General features: G+C 48.0%; 20 protein-coding genes. 9 read left to right on the plus strand and 11 right to left on the minus strand.

Annotated elements, in window-relative coordinates; translation table 11 throughout:
- Window positions 1-370: 370 nt before the first annotated feature.
- Together AVZ68_RS10645 and proC are read right to left on the minus strand one after the other, a co-directional pair.
- Complete coding sequence (locus AVZ68_RS10645) at window positions 371-1,873, minus strand: class I adenylate-forming enzyme family protein (RefSeq protein ID WP_059104532.1); 1,503 nt, start codon at window positions 1,871-1,873, stop codon at window positions 371-373.
- A gap of 328 nt (window positions 1,874-2,201) precedes the next feature.
- On the minus strand, window positions 2,202-3,008 hold the full coding sequence (gene proC / locus AVZ68_RS10650; RefSeq protein ID WP_059104533.1) for a pyrroline-5-carboxylate reductase: 807 nt from the start codon (window positions 3,006-3,008) through the stop codon (window positions 2,202-2,204).
- A 125-nt stretch (window positions 3,009-3,133) separates the two neighbouring features.
- Here proC and AVZ68_RS10655 point away from each other — a divergent pair, with 125 nt between their 5' ends.
- Window positions 3,134-3,400: a YciI family protein gene (locus AVZ68_RS10655; RefSeq protein WP_059104534.1), complete on the plus strand. Its 267-nt coding sequence runs from the start codon at window positions 3,134-3,136 to the stop codon at window positions 3,398-3,400.
- A 42-nt stretch (window positions 3,401-3,442) separates the two neighbouring features.
- Here the strand turns inward: AVZ68_RS10655 and phnE (AVZ68_RS10660) are convergent, their stop codons facing one another.
- The 5 genes from phnE (AVZ68_RS10660) to AVZ68_RS20505 all read right to left on the minus strand — a co-directional run bounded on the left by phnE (AVZ68_RS10660) (window position 3,443) and on the right by AVZ68_RS20505 (window position 7,357).
- Entirely contained in the window at window positions 3,443-4,246 is an 804-nt protein-coding gene (gene phnE, locus AVZ68_RS10660; protein WP_059104535.1) for a phosphonate ABC transporter, permease protein PhnE, read from the minus strand.
- Window positions 4,243-5,031 (minus strand): phosphonate ABC transporter, permease protein PhnE, encoded by a 789-nt coding sequence (gene phnE, locus AVZ68_RS10665; RefSeq protein ID WP_059104536.1) that lies wholly within the window; start codon window positions 5,029-5,031, stop codon window positions 4,243-4,245. Before phnE (AVZ68_RS10665) ends, phnE (AVZ68_RS10660) begins: the two co-directional genes overlap by 4 nt.
- The gene (gene phnC / locus AVZ68_RS10670; RefSeq protein ID WP_059104537.1) at window positions 5,003-5,800 is read right to left on the minus strand and encodes a phosphonate ABC transporter ATP-binding protein; all 798 of its coding nucleotides are present in this window, start codon (window positions 5,798-5,800) and stop codon (window positions 5,003-5,005) included. The genes phnE (AVZ68_RS10665) and phnC overlap by 29 nt, the downstream gene beginning before the upstream one ends.
- Before the next feature lie 128 nt (window positions 5,801-5,928).
- Entirely contained in the window at window positions 5,929-6,885 is a 957-nt protein-coding gene (locus AVZ68_RS10675; protein ID WP_437182691.1) for a phosphate/phosphite/phosphonate ABC transporter substrate-binding protein, read from the minus strand.
- 325 nt (window positions 6,886-7,210) lie between these two features.
- The gene (locus tag AVZ68_RS20505) at window positions 7,211-7,357 is read right to left on the minus strand and encodes a hypothetical protein (protein WP_180316695.1); all 147 of its coding nucleotides are present in this window, start codon (window positions 7,355-7,357) and stop codon (window positions 7,211-7,213) included.
- A 250-nt stretch (window positions 7,358-7,607) separates the two neighbouring features.
- On the opposite strand from AVZ68_RS20505, the gene AVZ68_RS10680 reads away from it, so the two are divergent.
- Window positions 7,608-9,143, plus strand: a complete 1,536-nt coding sequence (locus tag AVZ68_RS10680; RefSeq protein WP_082676499.1) for a PTS transporter subunit EIIC — start codon at window positions 7,608-7,610, stop codon at window positions 9,141-9,143.
- A 4-nt stretch (window positions 9,144-9,147) separates the two neighbouring features.
- Window positions 9,148-9,837, plus strand: a complete 690-nt coding sequence (locus AVZ68_RS10685; protein ID WP_059104540.1) for an N-acetylmannosamine-6-phosphate 2-epimerase — start codon at window positions 9,148-9,150, stop codon at window positions 9,835-9,837.
- Window positions 9,838-9,868: 31 nt separating this feature from the next.
- Here the strand turns inward: AVZ68_RS10685 and AVZ68_RS10690 are convergent, their stop codons facing one another.
- A complete protein-coding gene (locus AVZ68_RS10690) occupies window positions 9,869-10,675 on the minus strand; it encodes a MurR/RpiR family transcriptional regulator (protein ID WP_059104541.1) in 807 nt (268 codons plus the stop codon).
- Between the two features lie 237 nt (window positions 10,676-10,912).
- On the opposite strand from AVZ68_RS10690, the gene AVZ68_RS10695 reads away from it, so the two are divergent.
- From AVZ68_RS10695 to glpK, 6 genes are all read left to right on the plus strand, one after another.
- A complete protein-coding gene (locus AVZ68_RS10695; protein ID WP_059104542.1) occupies window positions 10,913-11,569 on the plus strand; it encodes a GDSL-type esterase/lipase family protein in 657 nt (218 codons plus the stop codon).
- A gap of 490 nt (window positions 11,570-12,059) precedes the next feature.
- Window positions 12,060-13,778: an ABC transporter ATP-binding protein gene (locus AVZ68_RS10705; RefSeq protein ID WP_059104584.1), complete on the plus strand. Its 1,719-nt coding sequence runs from the start codon at window positions 12,060-12,062 to the stop codon at window positions 13,776-13,778.
- Between the two features lie 2 nt (window positions 13,779-13,780).
- Window positions 13,781-15,676 carry an ABC transporter ATP-binding protein gene (locus AVZ68_RS10710; RefSeq protein ID WP_059104544.1) on the plus strand — a complete coding sequence of 632 codons (1,896 nt, stop codon included), beginning with the start codon at window positions 13,781-13,783 and terminating at the stop codon, window positions 15,674-15,676.
- Between the two features lie 222 nt (window positions 15,677-15,898).
- Complete coding sequence (locus AVZ68_RS10715; protein WP_059104545.1) at window positions 15,899-17,173, plus strand: ATP-binding protein; 1,275 nt, start codon at window positions 15,899-15,901, stop codon at window positions 17,171-17,173.
- A 454-nt stretch (window positions 17,174-17,627) separates the two neighbouring features.
- Window positions 17,628-18,338: an MIP/aquaporin family protein gene (locus AVZ68_RS10720; protein ID WP_281176616.1), complete on the plus strand. Its 711-nt coding sequence runs from the start codon at window positions 17,628-17,630 to the stop codon at window positions 18,336-18,338.
- Window positions 18,339-18,374: 36 nt separating this feature from the next.
- Window positions 18,375-19,880 (plus strand): glycerol kinase GlpK, encoded by a 1,506-nt coding sequence (gene glpK / locus AVZ68_RS10725; protein ID WP_059104546.1) that lies wholly within the window; start codon window positions 18,375-18,377, stop codon window positions 19,878-19,880.
- A 159-nt stretch (window positions 19,881-20,039) separates the two neighbouring features.
- Here glpK and AVZ68_RS10730 read toward each other — a convergent pair whose 3' ends face one another.
- From AVZ68_RS10730 to AVZ68_RS10740, 3 genes are read right to left on the minus strand one after another with little or no spacing between them, the layout of a single operon-like run.
- Window positions 20,040-20,351 carry a nucleotidyltransferase substrate binding protein gene (locus tag AVZ68_RS10730; protein WP_218970842.1) on the minus strand — a complete coding sequence of 104 codons (312 nt, stop codon included), beginning with the start codon at window positions 20,349-20,351 and terminating at the stop codon, window positions 20,040-20,042.
- Window positions 20,339-20,650, minus strand: a complete 312-nt coding sequence (locus tag AVZ68_RS10735) for a nucleotidyltransferase family protein (RefSeq protein ID WP_059104547.1) — start codon at window positions 20,648-20,650, stop codon at window positions 20,339-20,341. Before AVZ68_RS10735 ends, AVZ68_RS10730 begins: the two co-directional genes overlap by 13 nt.
- A 55-nt stretch (window positions 20,651-20,705) precedes the next feature.
- Window positions 20,706-21,449 carry an SDR family NAD(P)-dependent oxidoreductase gene (locus AVZ68_RS10740; protein WP_059104548.1) on the minus strand — a complete coding sequence of 248 codons (744 nt, stop codon included), beginning with the start codon at window positions 21,447-21,449 and terminating at the stop codon, window positions 20,706-20,708.
- Window positions 21,450-21,629: the final 180 nt, after the last annotated feature.

Raw genomic sequence — 21,629 nt, forward strand, 5'->3', positions numbered from 1 at the left:
CCACTAGTTTTGCTGAAAATATGACAAAACACAAATCAGATAGTTTTTCTTGTGAAACTCCGGTATGATAGCCGTAGTTCAAGCATCATGAGCAAGCCATCGTTTTGTGGGTTCAAACGATTGTCAGGACTCGGGAGGTTCTCGTAATCTGCCCAGTCGATGGGTTCACGGGCCGTAGAGTTGTTGAGGGGAGCTGAGTCCTAACAAAGCTTTTGCGGTTCGCAAAATCCGGCACGTCCTACATGGAGGCAAGGTATTCCACTCACTATGTACAAGAAAAAAAGAAACGCTAGGAAAAAAGCCTCAGCGTTTCTATTTCCTTGGTGCTGTGTCTATGTCCGTTGCAATGCCGAACGTCTCTTTAGCCGCCCTATTGTCTCTGCGAGAGTTCTTTCGCTTGTTCGCGTAACGCAAACTTTAGTACTTTCCCACTCGCGTTTCGAGGCAGTTCCAAGCAAAATTCAACCTCAGCTGGACATTTGTAGCGAGCAAGCTTCGAAGCGCAGTGGCGGATGACCTCTTCCTCGTTCAAAGAAGCGCCTTCCTTTGTGACAACAACGGCTTTAGGGACTTCGCCGAGGACCGGATGGGGGATGCCAATGACCGCTGCTTCTACAACGCCCGGTAGTTCAAAGAGAACTTCTTCAATTTCTAGAGGATAAATGTTCTCTCCGCCACGAATGAGCATGTCTTTTTTTCGGTCTACAACGTACAAATAGCCATCCTCATCCATCCGTCCGAGGTCCCCGGTTAACAGCCACCCGTCCTGAATCGTCTCAGTGGTCGCCTCTGGATTCTTGAAGTAGCCTTTCATCACATGCGGGCCTTTCACCGCGATCTCGCCCGTTTCTCCCTGGGCAACCGGTCGTCTCTCCGTGTCGACCACTTGAACCTCACAGGAGGGCAGTGCTGTACCGACGGAGCCAATTTTCGTTAGCGCGTCCGGGTCTTTCAGCGTTGTCGCTCCGGGAGCGTTCTCGGTCTGACCGTATAGGTTTTGCACACGCACATGAGGAAAGAGTGTTTTGAGTTGCTTGATTCGTTCATAGGGCATCGGAGCCGCTCCGTAAGCAAATGTCTTTAAGGCAGGGAATGTGACTGTTTCAAGTGCTTTCTGCTGAAGCAGTAAATTGTACATCGCCGGTACGCCAAAGAAGAGGGTCACATTCTCCTGCTCCAGCGCTTCAATCACCTGCTCTGAATCAAAGCCGCTGTGGATAATCGCCGTCCCTCCCGCTGCTAAGGTGGGAAGCATGAACACATGGGACGCAGCACAATGAAACAGGGGAGCGACCAAGAGTGTTCGTTCTTCACGAGTCAGGGAAAGGGCTTCTTTCCACATCGAGGCGATCGCCAAGCAATTGCCGTGGGAGAGAAGGACGCCTTTGGGTTTTCCGGTTGTGCCTGATGTGTAAAAAAGCACAGCTGTGTCCTGCTCGTCAATGTTCGCTTCTTTTAGCGGCAAGCGCTCCTCCCGTGTATAGGTGGTTAAGTTGACCGCCTCTGTCAGTGCAGGAAGCGCCGATTGAAGCGATAGGCTTCGTCCTGTAAAGGCTGTTTCATAGAGCAGGCAAGTGGCTTCGGAATGCGAAAGGATATAGGAAAGCTCGTGTTCTGATAGCCGAACGTTTAGCGGTAGGCAGACGAACCCCGCCGCTTGGCAAGCAAAATAAGCAACCACAAAGTCATCGTTGTTGGAGAGCAAAAGGGCGACCGTGTCCCCCTGTTTCAGGCCTTTTTGTTGAAGGTAGGCCGCGAGTTGTTCAGCTTCCAGCGTAAGTTCGCTGTACGTAAGAGTTTGACCAAGAAATTCGATCGCCGGCTTGTGAGGGGCGACGCTAAGGTGTTCGGTGAGAAGAGAGAACGTTGACAAGAAATCAGCTCCTTATGGCAAGCGTTTTCACCAGTATACATCAAAACACTGAATTATAAGACACTTTTTTAAAAAAAGAACAACGCACTTATCTTTGTAAGTACGTTGCTTTGGCGTATAGAAAGTTAGAAGATCAGTGATACCAACCAGCCGATAACCACAATTGCCCCAACAATCATAAGAATCGTTCGTACCATAAGAGGCACCAACCTTTCTGCTTTAGTTGCCTTAGTATACGCATCCTATTCCTGTTCAAGTCATTCTTCAAACATGGGATGGCGTTTTCGGCAAAAACGATACAAACGACAGGGGTGAGAAAGACTAGATGCTAAGACTCTCCCTGTTCCCTTGCGCGCGCATTCACTGCAACAATGGCGCTATGAACAACGTCCGAGAAATCATTTTCTGATAGGGAGGCGAGCCCAGCGGCTGTAGCTCCACCTGGAGAAGTGACCTGTTCCCGTAAAACAAGCGGATCCTCCTCGGCTTCTAGCATCTTTGCACTGCCAATAAGCATGTTCGAAACAAGCTTGCGCGCCAGCGTTTCACTGATTCCAAAAGATTTGGCCGCATCTTCAAGCTGCAGCGCGAACTCGTAAAAGAAGGCCGGGGCACTGCCTGTTATAGCGGTGAGTTCATGAATCTGTGCTTCCGTCATTTCCTCCGAAAATCCAATCGCTGCGAGAATGTTCGCCAGCCAGCCCCTCTGCACCTCTGTGACCGTTTGCCCTACGGCATACAAACTCATAGAGGCACCGACCTGTGCGGCGGTGTTTGGCATAATCCAGGCGGTGGAAGCTCCTTCTGGCAGCTTGGATTCAAGGTAGCTAGGCCCAATGCCGGCTGCGACGGTAACAATGAGTTGCGTATCGACATAAGGAGAGACGCGCTCCAGCACCTCCTCGTGGGCGTGAGGGGGCATGGCTAGTACAATCACTTCCGCATTTGCCGCTACCTCCTCCCATCGATCAAGGGTTTCAATGGGGTAGAGAGATTGTAAGTTTTCCAAATGAGCGTGGTTTTGCCGGTTGGCTACATAGATAGGGGAGAACGGGCATGGCTTTTGCTTTAATAGTCCAGAGAAGACCGCTTCAGCCATACGCCCAGCTCCAATAAATAGAATCGATGTTGTCATCTGCTTGCTCCCTTCCGTTATCTACTAAGAATGTAGCAGAAAAAAGGGATGAGAGGAAGGGGAGGCAGGGAACTGAGCGGCTGTTGTCGAATGTAAAACGCAGGGTATGAAGGGGAGGGATTGAATTGAATTACTATGCCGTACTGCTTCCTATGCGAGATAAGGAGAAAAGCCGACAATTTAGAGAAGAACATCTTCTGTTTCTGGAAAAAGGCCGAAGAGAGGGCTGGATTTTTGCCAACGGCCGGTTTACGGATCAAAGCGGAGGGCTTGTCATCTATAAAGCAAGGGAGCTACAAGAGGTCGAGGGGTATGTGCAGCAAGATCCGTATATCATTCACGGGGCTAGAAATTATGAAATCCATGAATGGGAAATGGTGCTCGGGGAGTAAAACAAAAACCTGCGCCACGTCTGACGTGCGCAGGTTTCTATATTAAACGACTCGTTTTCGCAGGTTGCTTGAAATCAAGTCTATCAGGAGGACAACGACGACAATACCGATCAAAATAATGCCCACACGGTCCCAGCTACGTCCGGTGATCGCGAAAATTAATGGCGTCCCAATGCCCCCCGCACCAATAACACCGAGCGTGGCAGCCGAACGCATATTGATTTCAAAACGATAGAGCGTTGCAGAAATGAATCCGGGCAATACTTGGGGCACGACGGCAAACCAGAGAATTTGAAGTTTGTTTGCTCCTGTGGCAATAAGCGCTTCCTCTGGGCCGCGGTCCATCGCTTCGATCTCCTCGGCATAGAGTTTTCCGAGCATCCCGACGGCGCCGATTCCAAGCGCAAGCATCCCTGCGTAAGCGCCAGGACCAACGACTTTAATGAAAAGAAGGGCCATCACAATGTCTGGAAATGTGCGTAAGAAACTCAAAACAAATTTCCCTGAACTCGAAATGGCACGGAGCCGGCTTAAATTTCTAGCGGCCCAAAATGAAACCGGCACAGCAATAAGAACAGAGACGAAAATGCCGACAACCGCAATCGCAAGGGTTTCCAGCAGAGCACGTAGTAAATCTTCGCCCTCAGGACTGTACACATAATCCCAATCGGGGTTGATAAACCCACCTAGAATGGCTCTTGTCACGGGTCCAGCGGACTCACGGATGCCGCTGTAATTAATGCCCCCGAATGCCCACACATAAATGGCGAGTAAAAGTAAAATGACAAACGCCGTTTTCAGTCGACGCTTCTTCGGTTTATGAAGAGTGCTTCGTAGATCGCTCATAGTAGACGCTCCCGAATTTTTAAGCTAATAAAGTCGATAATCACAACGACAAGCAGTGTGTAAAGAATAAGTGAGAATACCTGGTCATAGTTAAAGAAAGACAGCGCTCTGTCGTAAAAAATACCAATACCGCCAGCTCCAACAAGACCTAAAATTGCGGCAGCGCGAACGTTAATCTCGAATGTGTACAGCACATAGGACGCAAATTGCGGCAGAACCTGCGGAACAACGCCAAACACAATCCATTGAATTTTATTCGCACCAACGGCGGTCATGGATTCGAGGGGGCCTGACTCGATGTTCTCAATCGCCTCAAAGGAAAGCTTTGCAATGATCCCTATAGAGAAAATGCTTAGTGCGACGATACCGGCTAGTGGTGTGAATCCTAAAATCGCTGCAAAAATCGCGGCAAGTAACAGATCAGGAACCGTACGTAAAATGTTAAGCAGAATACGGGCCGTTTGGTGCAGCCAGACGGGGGTTGCCACATTACGAGAACAAAGGAACATAACGGGAATGGACATGATCGCGCCAAATGTCGTACCGACTAAAGCCATTCGAATAGTATCAAGCATCGCAGGAGTAACTGTAGCAAAATACCCCCAGTCAGGTGGAAACATCTGAACGATCAAATCGAGCATATTGCCCCAGTTGTTAAAAAAGATCATTGGATCCGCGCCAATGTACAATCCACTGGAGGTGATGATGACCACAAGAAGACCTAGAGATGTGTACAGCTTCGTGCGCGGAGGACGATTAACGGGTAGGTTCGCTTGCTTGCTCATCCAATTCCTCCCCCAAAAGCTCATCTTCCTGTATAGGTCGACCATAAATTTCCGCAAATTTCTCGTCCGTTGCTTCCGAAACAGGACCGTCAAATACAATTTCGCCAGCGCGCATGCCGATGATTCTCGTTGCATACTCGCGGGCAAGGTCGATAAAGTGCAGGTTGACGACGGTCGTAATGTTGTCTTCGGTGTTAATCTTTTTGAGGTCGTCCATGACTTGCTTCGTCGTTAAAGGGTCGAGCGATGCCGTCGGTTCGTCTGCCAGAATGACACTTGCTTCCTGAGCTAGTGCTCGGGCAATAGACACGCGTTGCTGTTGCCCACCAGAGAGCTCACTGGCACGCGTATAAGCTTTTTCTAAAATGTTGACGCGCTCAAGCGCACGAAGCGCTAACTCCACATCGTCCTTTGGAAACAAATTTAAAATGGTCCGAAGCGTGCCATGGTAGCCGACGCGGCCCGATAAAACATTTCGCAAGACGGAGGAACGTTTGATCAGGTTGAAATTCTGAAAAATCATACCAATGTCCTGGCGGCTTTGTCGCAATGCCTTGCCTTTAGCAGCGGTGATTGACTTTCCATTCACGATGATCTCACCTTCTGTAACGTCATTAAGGCGATTAATTGATCGGAGGAGCGTCGATTTTCCTGCGCCGGAAAGACCGACAATGACAACAAATTCGCCTTCGTCAATCGTGATGTTAACGTTCTTCAGGCCCTTGGTTCCGTTTGGATAGGTTTTGGAAACGTTTTTAAGCTCAATCATTTGCGTACCTACTCTCTTAAAAGATAAGTATTAAAATAAATAAAGGAAGGATACATAGGAGGAGAGCTCGGGGCGGTAAAGGGCGCCGAGCTCTCTCTTTAGAAAGTACATTCTACAAACGTATATCGTTACTCGCTTGTTACGCGCTCTTCATAATCACGCACGATGTCAAAGTTGGAATCGTCAGACTCAACATACCCTTGATGTGTATAGACGTCATAAATGATTTCCCGTCCTTCTTCCGATTCGCCAATGGTGATAAAGGCTTGCTGGATTTTTTCCATCCATTCTGGATCCATGTCAGAACGAACGGAAATCGTGTCGTTAGGAATGAATTCTGTTGTTCCGATAATTTTCGTGTCTTCAAATACGTCAGGGAAATCGCCTTCGACGGTGTTTCTCGCATCCTGGAAGGTTGCGGCCACATCCACATCTCCATTTAGAACGGCGATAATGCCAGCATCATGTCCTGTGAGGTTAACAGGGTTCACATCGGTTTGGGGGTCGATGCCTGCATCCATCATAGAAGCAGCCGGCCAAATGTATCCTGCCGAAGAAGAAACATCCTGGAACCCAATGGTAGCTCCTTCAAGGTCTTCAATCGAGTCATATTCGGAATCAGCCATAGCAACAAACTGTGCTTTGTACCCATCCACGAGCTCGTCCGTTTCGGAACCGTCTTCTTCATTGACCCCATAACGTTGGGATTGTAGAATCACTTCTGCCGCGCCCATCTCCTTTGCTTGTACATAAGCGGTTGGCGGCAAGAAGCCTACATCAATCTGTTCAGAAGCCATCGCTTCAACGACGGAGGTATAATTAGTAGATACACTCACTGTAACTGGAATATCAATTTCGTCCTCAAGTAAATCTTCAAGCGGTTTCGCGCGCGCTTCTAACGTTTCTGCGTTTTGCGAGGGCACGAATTGAACGGTTAGTTCTTCTGGGACATAGCCGCCTCCGCTTGCTTCCTCTCCATTGTCACCATTTCCATTTGTTTCTTCATCGTTTCCACCGCCACACGCGACAAGCGCAAGTGTTGAAAACGCGACAAGCGTCGAACCTGCTAGCTTCTTTTTCATCAAAAAATCCCCCTATGATTTGATTAAGGACAGCTTTTCTCGTTAATTGTAGAATTGTGTGTAAAACCTGTCAAGACTGGTTTTTCAACGACTTTAGGTACTGCTTATACTCAAGTGAAAAAGGTGTGATAGGTAAGGGAAATACTCAGCGTTTGAGAAGTTATTTCCAGGCATAAATTTTAAAATACCCTCGCCTATCTTAAAGGTCAGCTTCAACGGCACCCTCCTACCTTTAACTGTTGTCCCAACTTCTACTGTACCAAATCGAAGGCATTCTTTAGATGGAGTTTCTGTAAAGGTTTTGTAAATCTTATTTAAGGTCGCCAAGCTATTTGAACAATTTCCTTGTCAGTTGGTTGATCGCGCGGTGCGCTGGACGCCTGACCGCACGTCGGGCAAGGCGCTTGTGATACGTGCCGTTCTTCACGGACTTCGCATCGCCGAATAGTCGTAGGAGTTTGAATAGGACGTTCATTTGTGGACCTCCTTCATGTAATGGGCAGTTGATTTTGGCGAATGTACTTCTATCATACACGAGAGGGTGATAGAAGGCGAAGATCACCCCCATCCCCTTGAATAAATCATTATTTTTTGTGCAAACTCTCCTGTATTAGAGCATTCACTGTCATCGGGTTAGGCTTCTACGAAATTGTCTCAATGCACTATTGAAAAAATAAAGCTGTTCTTATATACTTATGAAAATCATTTTATTTATGGAGGTTATTATGAAAAGTGTTTTCTTTGAGAAGGCTCAGCGATTTGGCAAATCCTTTATGCTCCCCATTGCCGTTCTTCCTGCGGCAGGCTTACTTCTAGGGATCGGCGGAGCGCTTAGTAACCCAAATACGTTGGTAGCTTATCCTTTTTTAGATCAGGCTCTTTTGCAAGCGATCTTCACTGTTATGAGTTCCGCAGGGAACATTGTCTTTGCTAACTTGCCGCTTCTATTCGCTGTTGGGTTAGCTGTTGGCTTAGCCAGGGCAGATAAAGGAACAGTAGGGCTTGCTGCGGTCATTGCTTTTTTTGTGATGAACGCAACTATCAATGCGATGCTAGTTATTACAGGAAATTTAGCAGACGACAACTTGGCAGACGTTGGACAAGGAATGAGCGTTGGCATTCAAACGCTTGAAACAGGTGTGTTTGGTGGAGTACTTGTTGGTGTGATGGCCTACATGCTTCATGCACGCTATTACAAAATTGAGTTGCCACGCTTTCTCGGATTTTTCGGGGGCTCGCGCTTTATTCCGATTGTCAGTTCACTTGGCGGAATGATTTTGGGAGTGGTTTTGTTCTATGTTTGGCCTTTTATCCAATCAGGGATTTTCTCGCTTGGGGGATTGGTAGAGGCGACTGGATATGTTGGTACATTTATATACGGAACGATTCTGAGACTACTTGGACCTTTTGGTCTTCATCATATTTTTTATATGCCGTTTTGGACAACCAGCCTTGGTGGGTCGATGATCGTAGATGGCACGCTTGTAGAAGGTACACAACGGATTTTCTTTGCCCAGCTTGCGGATCCTACAGTGGAACAATTCTATGAGGGCACCTCACGCTTTATGTCCGGACGTTTTATTACGATGATGTTTGGCCTACTTGGTGCGTGTCTCGCCCTCTATCACACGGCCAAGCCAAAAAATAAAAAGATCGTCGCTGGGTTGATGCTCTCTGCTGGTCTTACTTCCTTTTTAACGGGGATCACGGAACCGATTGAGTTCTCCTTCCTCTTCATTGCGCCAGTATTATATGTGATTCACGCGGTTTTTGATGGCTTTGCCTTTATGCTGGCTCACATTTTTTCCATTACAATTGGACAAACGTTCTCAGGTGGATTTATAGACTTCATGTTGTTTGGTGTCCTGCAAGGGAATGAGAAAACCAATTGGATTTTTGTACCTATTATTGGAGTTATATGGTTTTTTATGTACTACTTCACTTTCCGTTTTATGATCACAAAGTTTAACTTTAAAACGCCTGGCAGGGAGGATGAAGAAATGGCTACGGAGTCTGTAAAAGGCACTGACCGTGCAGCGGCAATTCTGAAAGGTCTTGGTGAAAAAGAGAATATAAAAGATGTTGATGCCTGTGCGACTAGATTACGTGTGAGCGTCCATGACGGGGAACAAGTGGATAAAGAAACGTTAAAAGCAACAGGAGCCAAAGGGGTTATTATCAGTGGCAATGGTGTACAGGTCATCTACGGACCTGAAGTAACAGTGATTCGAAATGAAATTGATGAAGTGATGGGAGAATAAAGAGATGCATGATGTATTGATAGAAATAAAAGGAAAGCTCGTGGTTTCCTGCCAGGCGCTTCAGCATGAACCGCTCCATTCGTCCTATATTATGGGGCGAATGGCGATAGCTGCCAGGGAAGGCGGTGCATCCGCTATCCGGGCCAATTCAAAAGCGGACATTAAAGAGATAAAAGGGAACATTGAGCTCCCAGTGATTGGCATTGTAAAAAGGGATTATCCGGATAGCGACGTCTATATCACAGCGACAATGAGAGAAATTAAGGAGCTGGCGCAAGCAGGAACGGAAATGATTGCGATGGATGCGACTAAACAATCACGCCCAGAAGGAGAGACTTTAGAAGGACTCGTCGAAAAAACAAGGCGTGCATATCCAGATGTGGCCCTAATGGCGGACGTGTCAACTACTGGAGAAGCCATTCAAGCGGAGAGGCTCGGCTTTGACTGCATCTCAACGACACTCGTCGGCTATACAAGCTATACAGAAGGTCAGCGAACTGCTGATGATGATTTTGCGATCCTTAAGGATATTCTTGCTAACGTTAGCACCCCTGTGATCGCTGAAGGGAAAATGGATACACCAGAATTAGCGAAAGCAGCGCTTGACGCGGGCGCATTTAGTGTCGTGGTGGGTGGGGCTATCACGCGCCCGCAGCAGATCACAAAAATGTTTGTCAACCAGCTTAATAAATAGGAAAAGAAGAAAGATATAGGTGCTTGTGTGCCTATATCTTTTTTAATTGATTAAGCGCTTCTAGCGTCTTCATGCGACTTGCTTCCCGTTCGTTGTTCTTGAGCAAAACCATGCTGAGCAAATCAAGCATATGGAAGATGGAGAGCTGTGCGTTAAGGAAGCCTTTAGAGTAAAAAGGTTTCGGGCTGTAACTAAGAAGCAAAAGGTCAGCTAAATCACTGAGGGGGGTGTGCTCATGGTTGGTGATCAGCAGGAGCTGCGCGTTGTTTTGCTTGGCAAGCTGGGCAGCATCGATAATATCCTGAGTGTGACCAGAGTTGGAGATCGCAATTACCACGTCGTCTGGACCGAGCAAGGAAGCGTTCATCAGCATCGTATGAGAATCAACGTGGCAATCGACGCGCATACCCATCCGCATTAAGCGGAATTTTAGTTCCTGCGCAGATAGCCCTGAGCTACCAATGCCATAGATTTCAATTCGAGCAGCCGCTTCAATCAGTTGGCATGCTTCTATAACTTTCTCTTCACTTACAAGTGTACGGCTTCCACTTATGATGACTTTGTAGATATGTTCCATCTCGGAAATGAGGCTGTCTTGCTCTGTGTTTTTAGTAAGTTCATCTCGTAGCAGAATTTTGAACTCTACAAAGCTCTGAACGCCGATCTTCTGACAGAAGCGGGTGATTGTTGCGATGGAGGCGTCACTTTTCTGTGCTAAGTCCCGGATATGAATATTGGCTAGCTCTTGTGTGTGTGTCGTAACGTAGTCGGCAATTCGTTTTTCCGTAGCACTAAGTGTGTGATACTTCACTTGAATTTGTTGAACAATTGAGCTCATAACCGTTTATCGTCCTTTCAGTTAGATACTAGCTCTATCATACATGAAAAACGTGTTGGAAAGCGATCTTCCATGTGGAGGCTTATGTAATTTTGCAACAAATGTACGGTCTTAAACATCCGGGTACAGGTAAAAATCTCCTTCCGTCTCGCTGTAAGTACCGCCACCCGCCGTTCCCCTCTTTCTTTTCTTGAATAGCATGGAACCAGATCATTTTAATGGAAAGAAGGAGGAAAAATGGGAATCCTACGCATCAATTATTTAGCGATTGGCGATTCGCTTTCAGTTGGGGTGGGGAGCTCTCTTTTGGGGCGGGGAGGACTCGTCCCTCGCTATGCGTGTATGACGGAAAGAGCTCTGGGAGGCCGAGTCGCCGTAGAGATGGCTGCAAGATCGGGGCTGACGTCTGAAGAAATTTTAACGCTCGGGACACAGCCTCAACTGCGGCGAACCATTTTCCAAGCCAATATCATCACGGTCACTGCAGGAGGCAATGATTTAATTCACGCGTACGAATGGTTTAAGAGAGGTGGAGATGAGAGAGTTTTATTCCGGGTCTTATGTGAGGCTACAGAGAATCTCTCCGCTCTTGTGTCCTACGTATGCAAGGTGAAAGGAAGCTGCTATGAACCATACATGATTCGTGTATTCAACGTGTTTAATCCGCTACCAGCCCTTCCGCTCGCCGATCAATTTGTGCGGCGATTGAATCAGCATCTCGCTACTCTCCAGGGGCATCCCCATGTGCGAATCGTGAATGTGTATTCCGTCTTTCACGGGCGGGAGAACATGTTGCTTTCTAGTGATCAAATTCATCCAAATGACGAAGGGTACCATCTAATGGCTTCTCAAGCCGTTAGAACGGGCTATGGCAGACTGGGTGTAAGGAGATAACATCGTTCAAGTCTGCTGCCGAAGTAGAGGGAAAAGTCCTTAGGTTTGCCTTACGAATTTGTAAGAATTCCGTAAGAAAGATCGATATATTCCCGCTTGCTTTCATTGTATACTTTATGTATCAATTCAGAAGGAGCGATGAATAGGTGAGCGGTAGTTTCGGCGTGAAGTTCATGTCCACCCTGTTTTTTCTTGGGATCGTTGGTGTTGTCATTGTAGCCATCAGTGTTCAGTCTTAAAGGCGAACACTTCATATAGGGAGAAGCTTCTTGGCGTGGCTAGGAAGCTTTTTTTGTCTAGCTCCGGCGGGTAGGAGCTCGGGATTTTTCGCCCTGACCAACCCGCCTACGCTTTTCGTATTGTCTTGCTGGAGCGGGGACAAAATTGAAGAACAGGGGCATGGTCGTAGTGATGTCTAAGAAAATACGCTATCATATAGAGAGAATAGTTAGAGCACCGAAGTTTTGCTAGAGATGAGAGGTCGATGTATGTGCGAACGGTATTTTCTTATTTACTTCCATATAAAGTAGCGGCAGGGGTCGCTTTTATTCTCATGTTGTTGGAGCTTGCTGTTGAGTTGCTTCAGCCGCTGTTGCTCGCGAAAATCATTGATGACGGCATTATGCAAGAGGATCTTGCCACCGTGCTCACTTGGGGTGCGGTGATGGTGGGGCTTTCCTTGCTAGCTTTTGGAGCCGGGGTGTTGAATTCTTTCTACGCGGGACATGCCGGCCAAAGCACGGGGTTTGATCTTAGAAACGCGATGTTTCGAAAAATTCAGCGGTCGAGTCTTGGGAACTTACAGCCGTTTGCAACGTCTTCGCTGATGACGCGGCTCACCAACGATGTGACGCAAATCCAGAACACGATCTTCATGGGGCTTCGGATTATGGCCCGAGCCCCTCTCCTTGTGGTTGGCGGGTCGATTATGGCGCTTGTTGTCAACTGGAGGCTTGCCCTTTTTCTCCTTATAACTGTTCCGCTGCTCGTATTTTTTCTATTATGGGTCCTAAAAAAAGGGGTCCATATTTTTGGCAAGGTGCAGCAGAATGTCGATGAGGTCAACCACGTGGTCCGCGAAAATTTAACGGGCCTGCGCTTGATTCGTGTGTTTGTGCGTGAGAGGTTTGAAATCGGCCGCTTTGTTGACAAGAGTGGGACGCTTATGAAAAATACGCGTAGCGCTTTTCGCTTAATGGAGCTGACGATGCCTGTACTGTTATTCCTGATGAATGCCTCGATTCTAGCCGTACTCTGGTTTGGAAGCATAAGCGTACAAGAGGGCGGCGCTGAAATTGGTGAAGTGGTCGCGATTGTCAACTACGCCACTCGGATTACCAGCGCGCTCGGGGTGTTTGCGATGATCATTATGGTCTTCTCCAGAGCACGTGCCTCGGCGCTACGCATTGAGGAGGTATTGCTTGGGACCGATGATGAGCTGGTGGGTTCACAGGGTCTGCCTGCTGAGAAAACCATCAGCGGGGATCTCGCGTTTGCGGATGTCTCGTTTTCCTATGAGGAGAAGACGGCTCCGGTGCTCGAGCATATTTCCTTTCAGGCGAAGCGCGGGGAGACGATTGCTGTTATTGGTGAGACCGGAGCAGGAAAATCCTCGCTCTTTCAGCTCATTCCAAAGCTCTATACCCCTACATCAGGGGTTATACGGATGGATGGCGTGAATATACAGGATACTAATGTTCAGACGCTTCGAAAACAAATTGGCTATGTCCCGCAGGCGGTGCGTCTGTTCTCAGGGACCATTCGAGAGAATATCGCTTGGGGCGTGCCTGAAGCAAGTGATGCAGCTGTGGAAGAAGCTGCAAGGACAGCACAAATTCATGGCATGATCGAAGCCCTTCCCGAGGGCTATGCGACTCTTGTTGGCCAGCAAGGGGTGAACTTATCAGGAGGGCAGAAACAGCGCATCTCCATCGCGCGTGCGCTTCTTCGAAACCCAAAGGTGCTGCTTCTGGATGACAGCACGAGCGCGCTTGATACCAAAACAGAAGGGCGTTTCCTGTCCGCGCTAGAGACTTATTCATGCACCACACTCATTGTGACGCAGAAGCTGTCCACGGCGCTTAGGGCCGATTCGATTCTTCTCCTAGAGCACGGAAAAATGGTCGGAATGGGCTCTCATGAGGAATTGCTAGCCACCTCTCCACTTTACAAGAAGCTTTATGAATCGCAGTACGGGAAGGAGGCGTGAAGATGTCGCTCAAACAACAGTTAAAAGCACCCTTTCAGTATAGGAATATCGATTGGCGTCACTCACAAGCGCCAGCGCCACAAAGCGAGTCGAGCGCCCCACGCCATCCTCATGCGGCGAGAGCGGGTGGCAAGAAGGAAAAGGTCCGAGACTGGAAAGAAGCCGTTGGTCGAATCTGGCGCTATCTTGCCAGGAGCAAGGCAGGGCTCACGCTCGTGGTCTTCTTAGTTTTTGCCAGCTCCACCTTTATGCTGCTTGGTCCGCTCTTAATCGGAATCATCATTGATGACTATATCTTGGCGGGGGCCATTGATGGGCTTGCGATGATGCTTTTGTTCTTACTACTCTCCTACTTGGGGCTGTCTCTTGCCACCTTTTTTCAGAATTTCTGGATGGTGAGTATTGCTCAGCGTGCCGTTTATGCGATCAGAAGAGATTTGTTTGCTCATTTGCAGAAGTTGCCGGTACGTTTCTTCGATCAAAGACAACATGGCGACGTGATGAGCCGTGTCACCAACGATATTGAAAACATTTCAGGGACACTGAATTCTTCGATCGTGCAAATTCTTTCAAGTGTGATTACATTCGTCGGGATTCTTACGGTCATGCTTGTTTTATCACCCGTATTGACACTTTTGACTATTCTTGTAATCCCCATTATGTTCTATGGCCTGAAGTGGATCACGAAACGAACGCGCGTATTCTTCAAAGACCAGCAGCGTGCGCTTGGGATTTTGAATGGCTATTCAGAAGAAACGATTGCTGGACAGACGATGGTGAAGACCTTCTCCCGGGAAGGGCCCATCATCGAAGATTTTGAGGCGAAGAATGCCTCTCTCAAAACGGCGGGGTTTTGGGCCCAGACCTACTCTGGCTTCATCCCTAAATTGATGAATGTCTTGAACAATATGAGTTTTACTGTGATTGCAGGAGTCGGAGGGTTGCTTGCGGTGAATCAAGTGGCTGGGGTCACCGTTGGGATCATGGTCGTATTTGTGGAGTATTCACGTCAGTTTACACGCCCGCTCAGTGATCTTGCCAACCAGTTTAACATGCTTCTCTCCGCACTCGCCGGGGCTGAGCGGGTGTTTGACATTATGGACGAAGAGCCAGAACGTGACCGAGAAGGGGCACGATCAGTAGAATCGATAAAAGGGGATGTGACCCTTTCAAATGTCAGCTTCTCTTATGAGGACGAACCAACGCTTCAGGACATCAGTTTTCAGGCGAAAGCTGGGGAGACGGTCGCTTTTGTTGGGCCTACCGGGGCTGGGAAGACGACGATTATCAATTTGCTTGCGGGGTTTTATGAGCCAAGTGCTGGAACGATTGAAATGGACGGAAAAGATATGAGGCAGTTGCGGCGAGAGGATTTACGAAAGCAGATGGGGGTGGTTCTGCAAGATTCGTTTCTTTTTCAAGGCTCTATTCGTGAAAACATTCGCTACGGGCGTCTCGCTGCGAGTGATGGGGAAGTTGAGGAAGCCGCGAAACTCGCCAACGCTCACGGGTTTATCACTCATTTGAAGAACGGCTACGAGACGCGTCTCGGCCAGGACGGAAGTGGCATAAGTCAGGGACAAAGGCAGCTGCTCTCCATTGCTCGGGCGCTTCTCGCGAGTCCATCGATTTTGATTTTGGACGAGGCGACTTCCAGTATCGATACCGTGACAGAAATGAAGATCCAAGAGGCGCTTGGCCGGTTAATGGAAGGGCGCACAAGCTTTGTCATCGCCCACCGCTTGAACACCATTGAAGCCGCTGATCAAATTCTCGTCCTGCAAGACGGACGGCTAACGGAGCAAGGAAATCACCAGCAACTCATGCAGCGAGGCGGCTTTTACTATGAATTGCAGCAAACAAACCAAATGGCGGGCGAGAAAGCAGATGAGGCTTAGGGGACGACGAGAGGAGTGGACAAAAGTGTAGTACAGCCTTCCGGTTTAGGTTCCAAGCGTCAAAGTGCTTTTTTTTCAGACAATGAAAGCTCATGAGGGAGTGGCTCATGAGCTTGCTTACATTAGAGGGAATTAATACAAAATGAGAAGGAGGAAATTTAGCACTATTTGTCGAAAACTTAGTACAGAGAGAAATTGTCTATGGAGGAGTCGAGTACTTTTATGATTATTGAAACACTCTTGTTAAACGTCTTGATCACGCTCGCTCCTGTACTCGTTTTTAGTCTGAGACCAGGGGCAGGAGGGAAGGTTCAACCTCCTCTTGTGATGTTTGGGTTTATGAGCATCACGGTTGTGCTTTGCATGCTCTTCCCATTTGAGCAGTTTGATTTGTACTGGGATTTGCGATATGTCCCCATTTTGCTTGCCTTTCTATATGGAAACAAAAGAGCTGGATGGGGAGTGGCCGGCGTGGCGGTCGTGGTGCGTCTTTTTTTAGGAGAAGAGTTTTGGTTCTACGGGGTAGCGACGATAATTATTACTGCACTCGTTCTCTCAGTCTTCTCTGACCGCTATCAAACGCTTACGTATAAGTGGCCGCGATTACGATTTGCGTTGTTACTTTCCATTTGTCCGATCCTCAGTAAATTTTTGGTGATGGTTCCTGTTGTGTTTTATGACACGGAGCGTCTCACGCTCTCCCTGTGGATGCATGGAACTTTTTATTCGATTTTTGTTTTAATTTCCGTTTGTTTAACAACTTTGTTGTACGAAACACTTATTGAGCGGGAACGTATACTTCAAGAAATCGTGCGTGCGGAAAAGTACAACACATTAGGTGAACTGGCCGCTTCTATTGCACACGAAGTCCGAAATCCATTAACGGTCGTCAAAGGGTTTCTCCAATTGATGAGTCAAAAGAACGAGACAAAATCCACTCAGTATTATCAATTAATTATGAGTGAGTTGAACCGGGCCGAAGTGATTATTAATGATTACTTAAACTTCGCTAAACCAAGGTTGGATGAAATGGCGACTGTGAACGTCAAAGAAAATGTTCAAGAAGTGGTCTCCCTCCTTGAACCCTATGCGCTAAAAGATGGCGTGATGTTATCGGGGTCTTACATAGAGAACGTAACGTTAACAACCGATCGTAACAAGCTTAAGCAAGCGTTGATTAATTTTGTGAAAAACGGAATCGAGGCCACCTCTTCTGGCGGCAGTGTTCACGTTTCAATGGAGCTTATGAACGAGCGCTGGATTGGCATTGAAATTGCAGACACAGGGATAGGGATGACAAAAGAACAAGTGCATCGGGTAGGCTCTGTTTATTTCACAACGAAAGAGACGGGGACAGGTCTTGGCACGATGGTGTCTATCCGCCTGATCGAAGCGATGGGCGGGACGGTCGCTTACAAGAGTGAAATCAATAAGGGAACAGCTGTACATATTCAACTGCCAGCTTCAACCAGCAGAGATGAAGCAGACATAAATTAAGGTGAAAGGGTTTACAGATTTGTTGTATTGATATATGATAATGGCAAGTTAATAAATAGGCTGATGAGTCAATGAGGGACAGCTTTTTACAGAACATGGAGCACATGGAGTCTGTAAAAAGCTGTCTTTTTTTGTCTAGCTCCGGCGGGTAAGCAACCCGCCTGCGCTTTTCGGTATTGTCTAGCTCCGGCGGGTAGGAGCGTCGAGATTTTTCGCCCCGATAACAAAATCCAAAGGCGGGATTTGGTTATCGGGTCTCCAAAGTTCTCGCTCCTGAGCAACCCGCCTGCGCTTTTCGGTATTGTCTAGCTCCGGCGGGTAGGAGCGTCGAGATTTTTCGCCCTGACAACGAAATCCAAGAACGGGATTTCTTTTGCCAGGTCTCCAAAATTCTCGCTCCTAGGCAACCCGCCTGCGCTTTTCGGTATTAGTATAGTTTTCTGGAGGGGTAAGCATGTGGATGGAAATGTTGGCAGAACTCGTTGGAACGATGATTCTGATTATCTTTGGGGCAGGGGTTGTCGCTGGGAATGTATTAAAAAAGACCAAGTCAGAGAATATGGGCTGGGTGGGGATCTCGTTTGGCTGGGGATTTGGAGTCGCTCTTGGGGTGTATGTATCTGGAACCGTTAGTGAAGGTCACTTGAATCCAGCCGTAACTCTTGGTTTCGCTGCGATCGGAGAATTTCCATGGACAAAGGTACTTCCCTATATTATTGGACAAATCGCGGGCGCCTTCCTCGGCGCAGTGACCGTCTATCTTCACTACCTGCCTCATTGGAAAGCGACAGAGGATCCAGGGGCAAAGCTTAACACATTTGCCACTGATCCGGCCATTCGGCATTATCCATCGAACGTTATCAGTGAAGCGATCGGAACAGCGATTTTGTTGTTTGGTCTTCTTGCGATTGGGGCAAATACCTTCACCGAAGGCCTGAACCCGATGATTGTTGGTGTGCTCATTATTGCGATTGGCTTGTCTCTTGGTGGGCCAACAGGATACGCGATTAACCCCGCTCGTGACTTGGGACCCCGTCTGGCCCACTTCTTGCTGCCAATTCACGGAAAAGGCACCTCGGACTGGAAGTATGCGTGGGTACCGATTGTTGGACCGATCGCTGGCGGTGTTGTAGGATCATTTTTATACGTCTGGTTACTTGGGTAAAGAATAAAGTAAGAGTATGTAGAGGAGGAAGAAACGGTGGAGAAAAATTACATTTTAGCGATTGATCAGGGGACGACAAGTACAAGGGTGATCTTATTCAATTCAAAAGCCGAAATGGTTCACAGCGTGCAAAGAGAGTTTACACAGCATTTCCCAAAGCCAGGCTGGGTGGAACATGATGCAAACGAGATCTGGGGTTCTGTTCTTGCGGTGATCGCTGGTCTTTTTACCGAAGTAGACATTAAGCCCGAGCAAGTGGCCGGGATTGGGATTACGAACCAACGGGAAACCACGGTGGTTTGGGATAAACATACCGGCAAACCAATTTATCACGCGCTTGTCTGGCAATCGCGCCAGACCGCGGAGATTTGCGACGATCTTAGAGACGCCGGGTACAATGATACCTTTCGTAAAAAGACAGGGCTCTTGCTTGACCCTTATTTCTCTGGAACAAAGGTGAAATGGATCCTTGATAACGTAGACGGGGCGCGGGAAAAAGCTGAAAATGGCGATTTGCTGTTTGGAACGATCGACAGTTGGCTCATTTGGAAAATGAGTGGAGGCGCGGCACACGTAACCGATTATACAAACGCCGGACGAACGTTGATGTTCAATATCCATGACCTCGAGTGGGATCAGGAGCTGCTTGACATTCTCGATGTACCAAAGCAAATGCTTCCAGAAGTGAAATCGTCGTCGGAAGTTTATGCGGAAACCGTGGAGTATCATTTCTTTGGCGCGAAGATCCCGATTGCCGGAGTCGCTGGCGACCAGCACGCCGCTCTATTTGGGCAGGCCTGTTTTGAAGAGGGAATGGTAAAAAATACGTATGGCACAGGTTGCTTTATTTTAATGAATACCGGGGAAAAAGCGGTTTCCTCCGACAATGGGTTGCTCACGACGATTGCCTGGGGGATGGATGGCAAAGTCGAGTATGCACTGGAAGGAAGCATCTTTGTGGCGGGTTCAGCCATTCAGTGGCTCCGAGACGGGATTAAGATGATTGAGCACGCCAAGGATAGCGAGGATTTTGCGACTCGTATCACTTCTTCGGACGGTGTCTATCTCGTGCCAGCCTTTGTGGGATTGGGCACTCCGTACTGGGACAGTTCTGCCCGCGGGGCGATGTTTGGGCTTACTCGAGGAACGGAGCGAGAGCAGATTGTCCGTGCGACGGTGGAGTCTCTCGCCTATCAAACCAAAGATGTGATGGATGCAATGGAAGCGGATGCTGGGATTGAGTCGAAGAGGCTGCGTGCAGACGGCGGGGCGGTCGCCAATGACTTTCTGATGCAGTTCCAGAGCGACTTGCTTGATGCACCGGTTGAAGTGCCAGCTGTGATTGAGACGACAGCACTTGGTGCCGCGTACTTGGCGGGGCTTGCCGTCGGTGTCTGGGAAAGCAAAGAAGAGATTGCGGAAAAATGGAATCTGGACCGCTCTTTTGAGCCGAAAATGGAAGAGGGAGAGCGCGACGAGTTATACCACGGCTGGAAAAAAGCCGTCGAGGCGACACAGGTGTTTAAGCCAAAGCGTTCATAAGAAGAGGAAGAAGCCAGGGAGTGTTCTCGCTGGCTTCTTCCTTGTGTTCGAAAAGAAGCAAGAGGGGCGATTACACCCCATTAAGTTTTTCTTCCATCTTTTTAACTAAGAAGGAAAGATGATGGTAGTAGGATGGGAGCTGCTTGAAAATGGTTAAGGCTAGCTCCTCATTATACGTATGAACAGTGAGGTCCGGTCGTTGATCATTGTGAGGCAGGAGATGGTATGCTCTTCACTAAGGTAGCCGATTTCTCTAAAGGTACGAAACACTCCTTTTGGAGAGCCCACATCTAAGCCTTCCACATCGTAGAGAAATTGTTTTCCGGCTTTCCAACAGGCTTCAAAACTAACTTCAAACCTTTGTAGGCTAGCATCTCTCTCGATAGCCGAAGGACTTTGAATTTCAAGGACTTCTTCAAATGCGCTGAGTGCTTTTTGAGCGGTTTGTAAGCGTTGCTTTACCCTTTCCAAAGGATGCCCTCCTTTTTCACTTGTGCCAGAAATTCAGAACTAGTCGAGGTAAGGTCAACAAGCTCTACGTGGTATGGAATCAGCGACTCTTCTACCGCATCTCGAAGAGCGACCCACGTTTTTTCTGGAATCTTTGGATCAGATAGTATTCCAATATCAATGTCGGAAGTTCGCTTCTCTTCTTTACGGGCCCAGGAGCCAAACAAATACACTTCAGCGTTCACATTACGAAGCGTTTGTTGAATGATTGATTTAAGCAAGGCTAGTGTTGCTTCACGGTTGTTCGAAAGGGTACTCACCTAGTGCTCCCCCGTTTCTTTTTCCTTAGTATACCACGCCATCAGAAACGCAGAGCTAGTCCAAGTACCGATCCACAGAAACGACTTCTCCGTCTGGAAACGTGGAGGCGCACAAGCACTTCACGAGCGCTGATGCCACCACAGAAGGCGGGCGAAGCATGTCCCGTTCTTTAAACGAGACAAACCGCTCAATATCGGCGAATTGTTCCTGGCTTGAGGAGCGGATCAACGCTTGCATGTCCGTGTCCATAATGCTTGGGTCAAACGCACAGGCTTGGGCACCGTTTGGGACGGAAGCTTGTTCAGCACTCACGGACTTGGTGAACATGTTTAATCCTGCTTTCGTGCTGGAATAGTTGCTCCAGCCTGACACGGGGGTTTGTGCGGCACCTGAGGTAACGTGAACCATTCGTTTATCGGTCTGAGTGCCCTCCAGCTGTTGAAGAAAGGCATTGGCCAGTACGATGGGCGCGGTTAAGTTTAAGGTGACGTTGGTTTCAATGTCTTTTCCGTTTAAAGTGGAAACCGGACCAATAGGTGTAACGAGACCTGCGTTCTGTACCAAATAGCAACACTCAAGCTCAGAAGTTGGAATGGATTGAAGAATTGTCTTCAGGGTCTTTTCCGCAAGGCTAAGATCCGTTAAATCCACTTGGTGGAAGTAAACATTTTCGAGATTGGCTAGGTCTTCAGAAATCGACCTGGCGAGACCGTGGACGATGAAGCCTTGTTGATGCAAGGTTTCAACGACACTTGCTCCTAGCCCTCTGGACGCACCGGTAACGATGGCAAGTTTCATACAAATCTCTCCATTCCTTTTTCTCCATTCTAGCGATGGTTTGAAAGAAGTGTCAATGTGGAACAGTATAAGAGGAATGCGAGCGTTCCTCTTTACGTTTGTTAGAATCCGACGTATACTAACGGTAAGTTGATACACATGATCTGAGTCTATGAGGGGATCACAGCATTCAAAAAGACG

The organism is Shouchella shacheensis, from assembly GCF_001484965.1.
In the GTDB taxonomy this organism is placed as follows: domain Bacteria; phylum Bacillota; class Bacilli; order Bacillales; family Bacillaceae_D; genus Shouchella; species Shouchella shacheensis.

What these genes read in the sequence shown, in the direction of transcription:
- proC (WP_059104533.1), bottom strand. Translation starts at nt 3,008, where the DNA reads ATGACAACATCGATTCTATTTATTGGAGCTGGGCGTATGGCTGAAGCG.
- phnE (WP_059104535.1), bottom strand. Translation starts at nt 4,246, where the DNA reads ATGAGCGATCTACGAAGCACTCTTCATAAACCGAAGAAGCGTCGACTG.
- phnE (WP_059104536.1), bottom strand. Translation starts at nt 5,031, where the DNA reads ATGAGCAAGCAAGCGAACCTACCCGTTAATCGTCCTCCGCGCACGAAG.
- phnC (WP_059104537.1), bottom strand. Translation starts at nt 5,800, where the DNA reads ATGATTGAGCTTAAAAACGTTTCCAAAACCTATCCAAACGGAACCAAG.
- AVZ68_RS20505 (WP_180316695.1), bottom strand. Translation starts at nt 7,357, where the DNA reads ATGAACGTCCTATTCAAACTCCTACGACTATTCGGCGATGCGAAGTCC.
- AVZ68_RS10680 (WP_082676499.1), top strand. Translation starts at nt 7,608, where the DNA reads ATGAAAAGTGTTTTCTTTGAGAAGGCTCAGCGATTTGGCAAATCCTTT.
- AVZ68_RS10685 (WP_059104540.1), top strand. Translation starts at nt 9,148, where the DNA reads ATGCATGATGTATTGATAGAAATAAAAGGAAAGCTCGTGGTTTCCTGC.
- AVZ68_RS10690 (WP_059104541.1), bottom strand. Translation starts at nt 10,675, where the DNA reads ATGAGCTCAATTGTTCAACAAATTCAAGTGAAGTATCACACACTTAGT.
- AVZ68_RS10695 (WP_059104542.1), top strand. Translation starts at nt 10,913, where the DNA reads ATGGGAATCCTACGCATCAATTATTTAGCGATTGGCGATTCGCTTTCA.
- AVZ68_RS10710 (WP_059104544.1), top strand. Translation starts at nt 13,781, where the DNA reads ATGTCGCTCAAACAACAGTTAAAAGCACCCTTTCAGTATAGGAATATC.
- AVZ68_RS10715 (WP_059104545.1), top strand. Translation starts at nt 15,899, where the DNA reads ATGATTATTGAAACACTCTTGTTAAACGTCTTGATCACGCTCGCTCCT.
- AVZ68_RS10720 (WP_281176616.1), top strand. Translation starts at nt 17,628, where the DNA reads ATGTGGATGGAAATGTTGGCAGAACTCGTTGGAACGATGATTCTGATT.
- AVZ68_RS10740 (WP_059104548.1), bottom strand. Translation starts at nt 21,449, where the DNA reads ATGAAACTTGCCATCGTTACCGGTGCGTCCAGAGGGCTAGGAGCAAGT.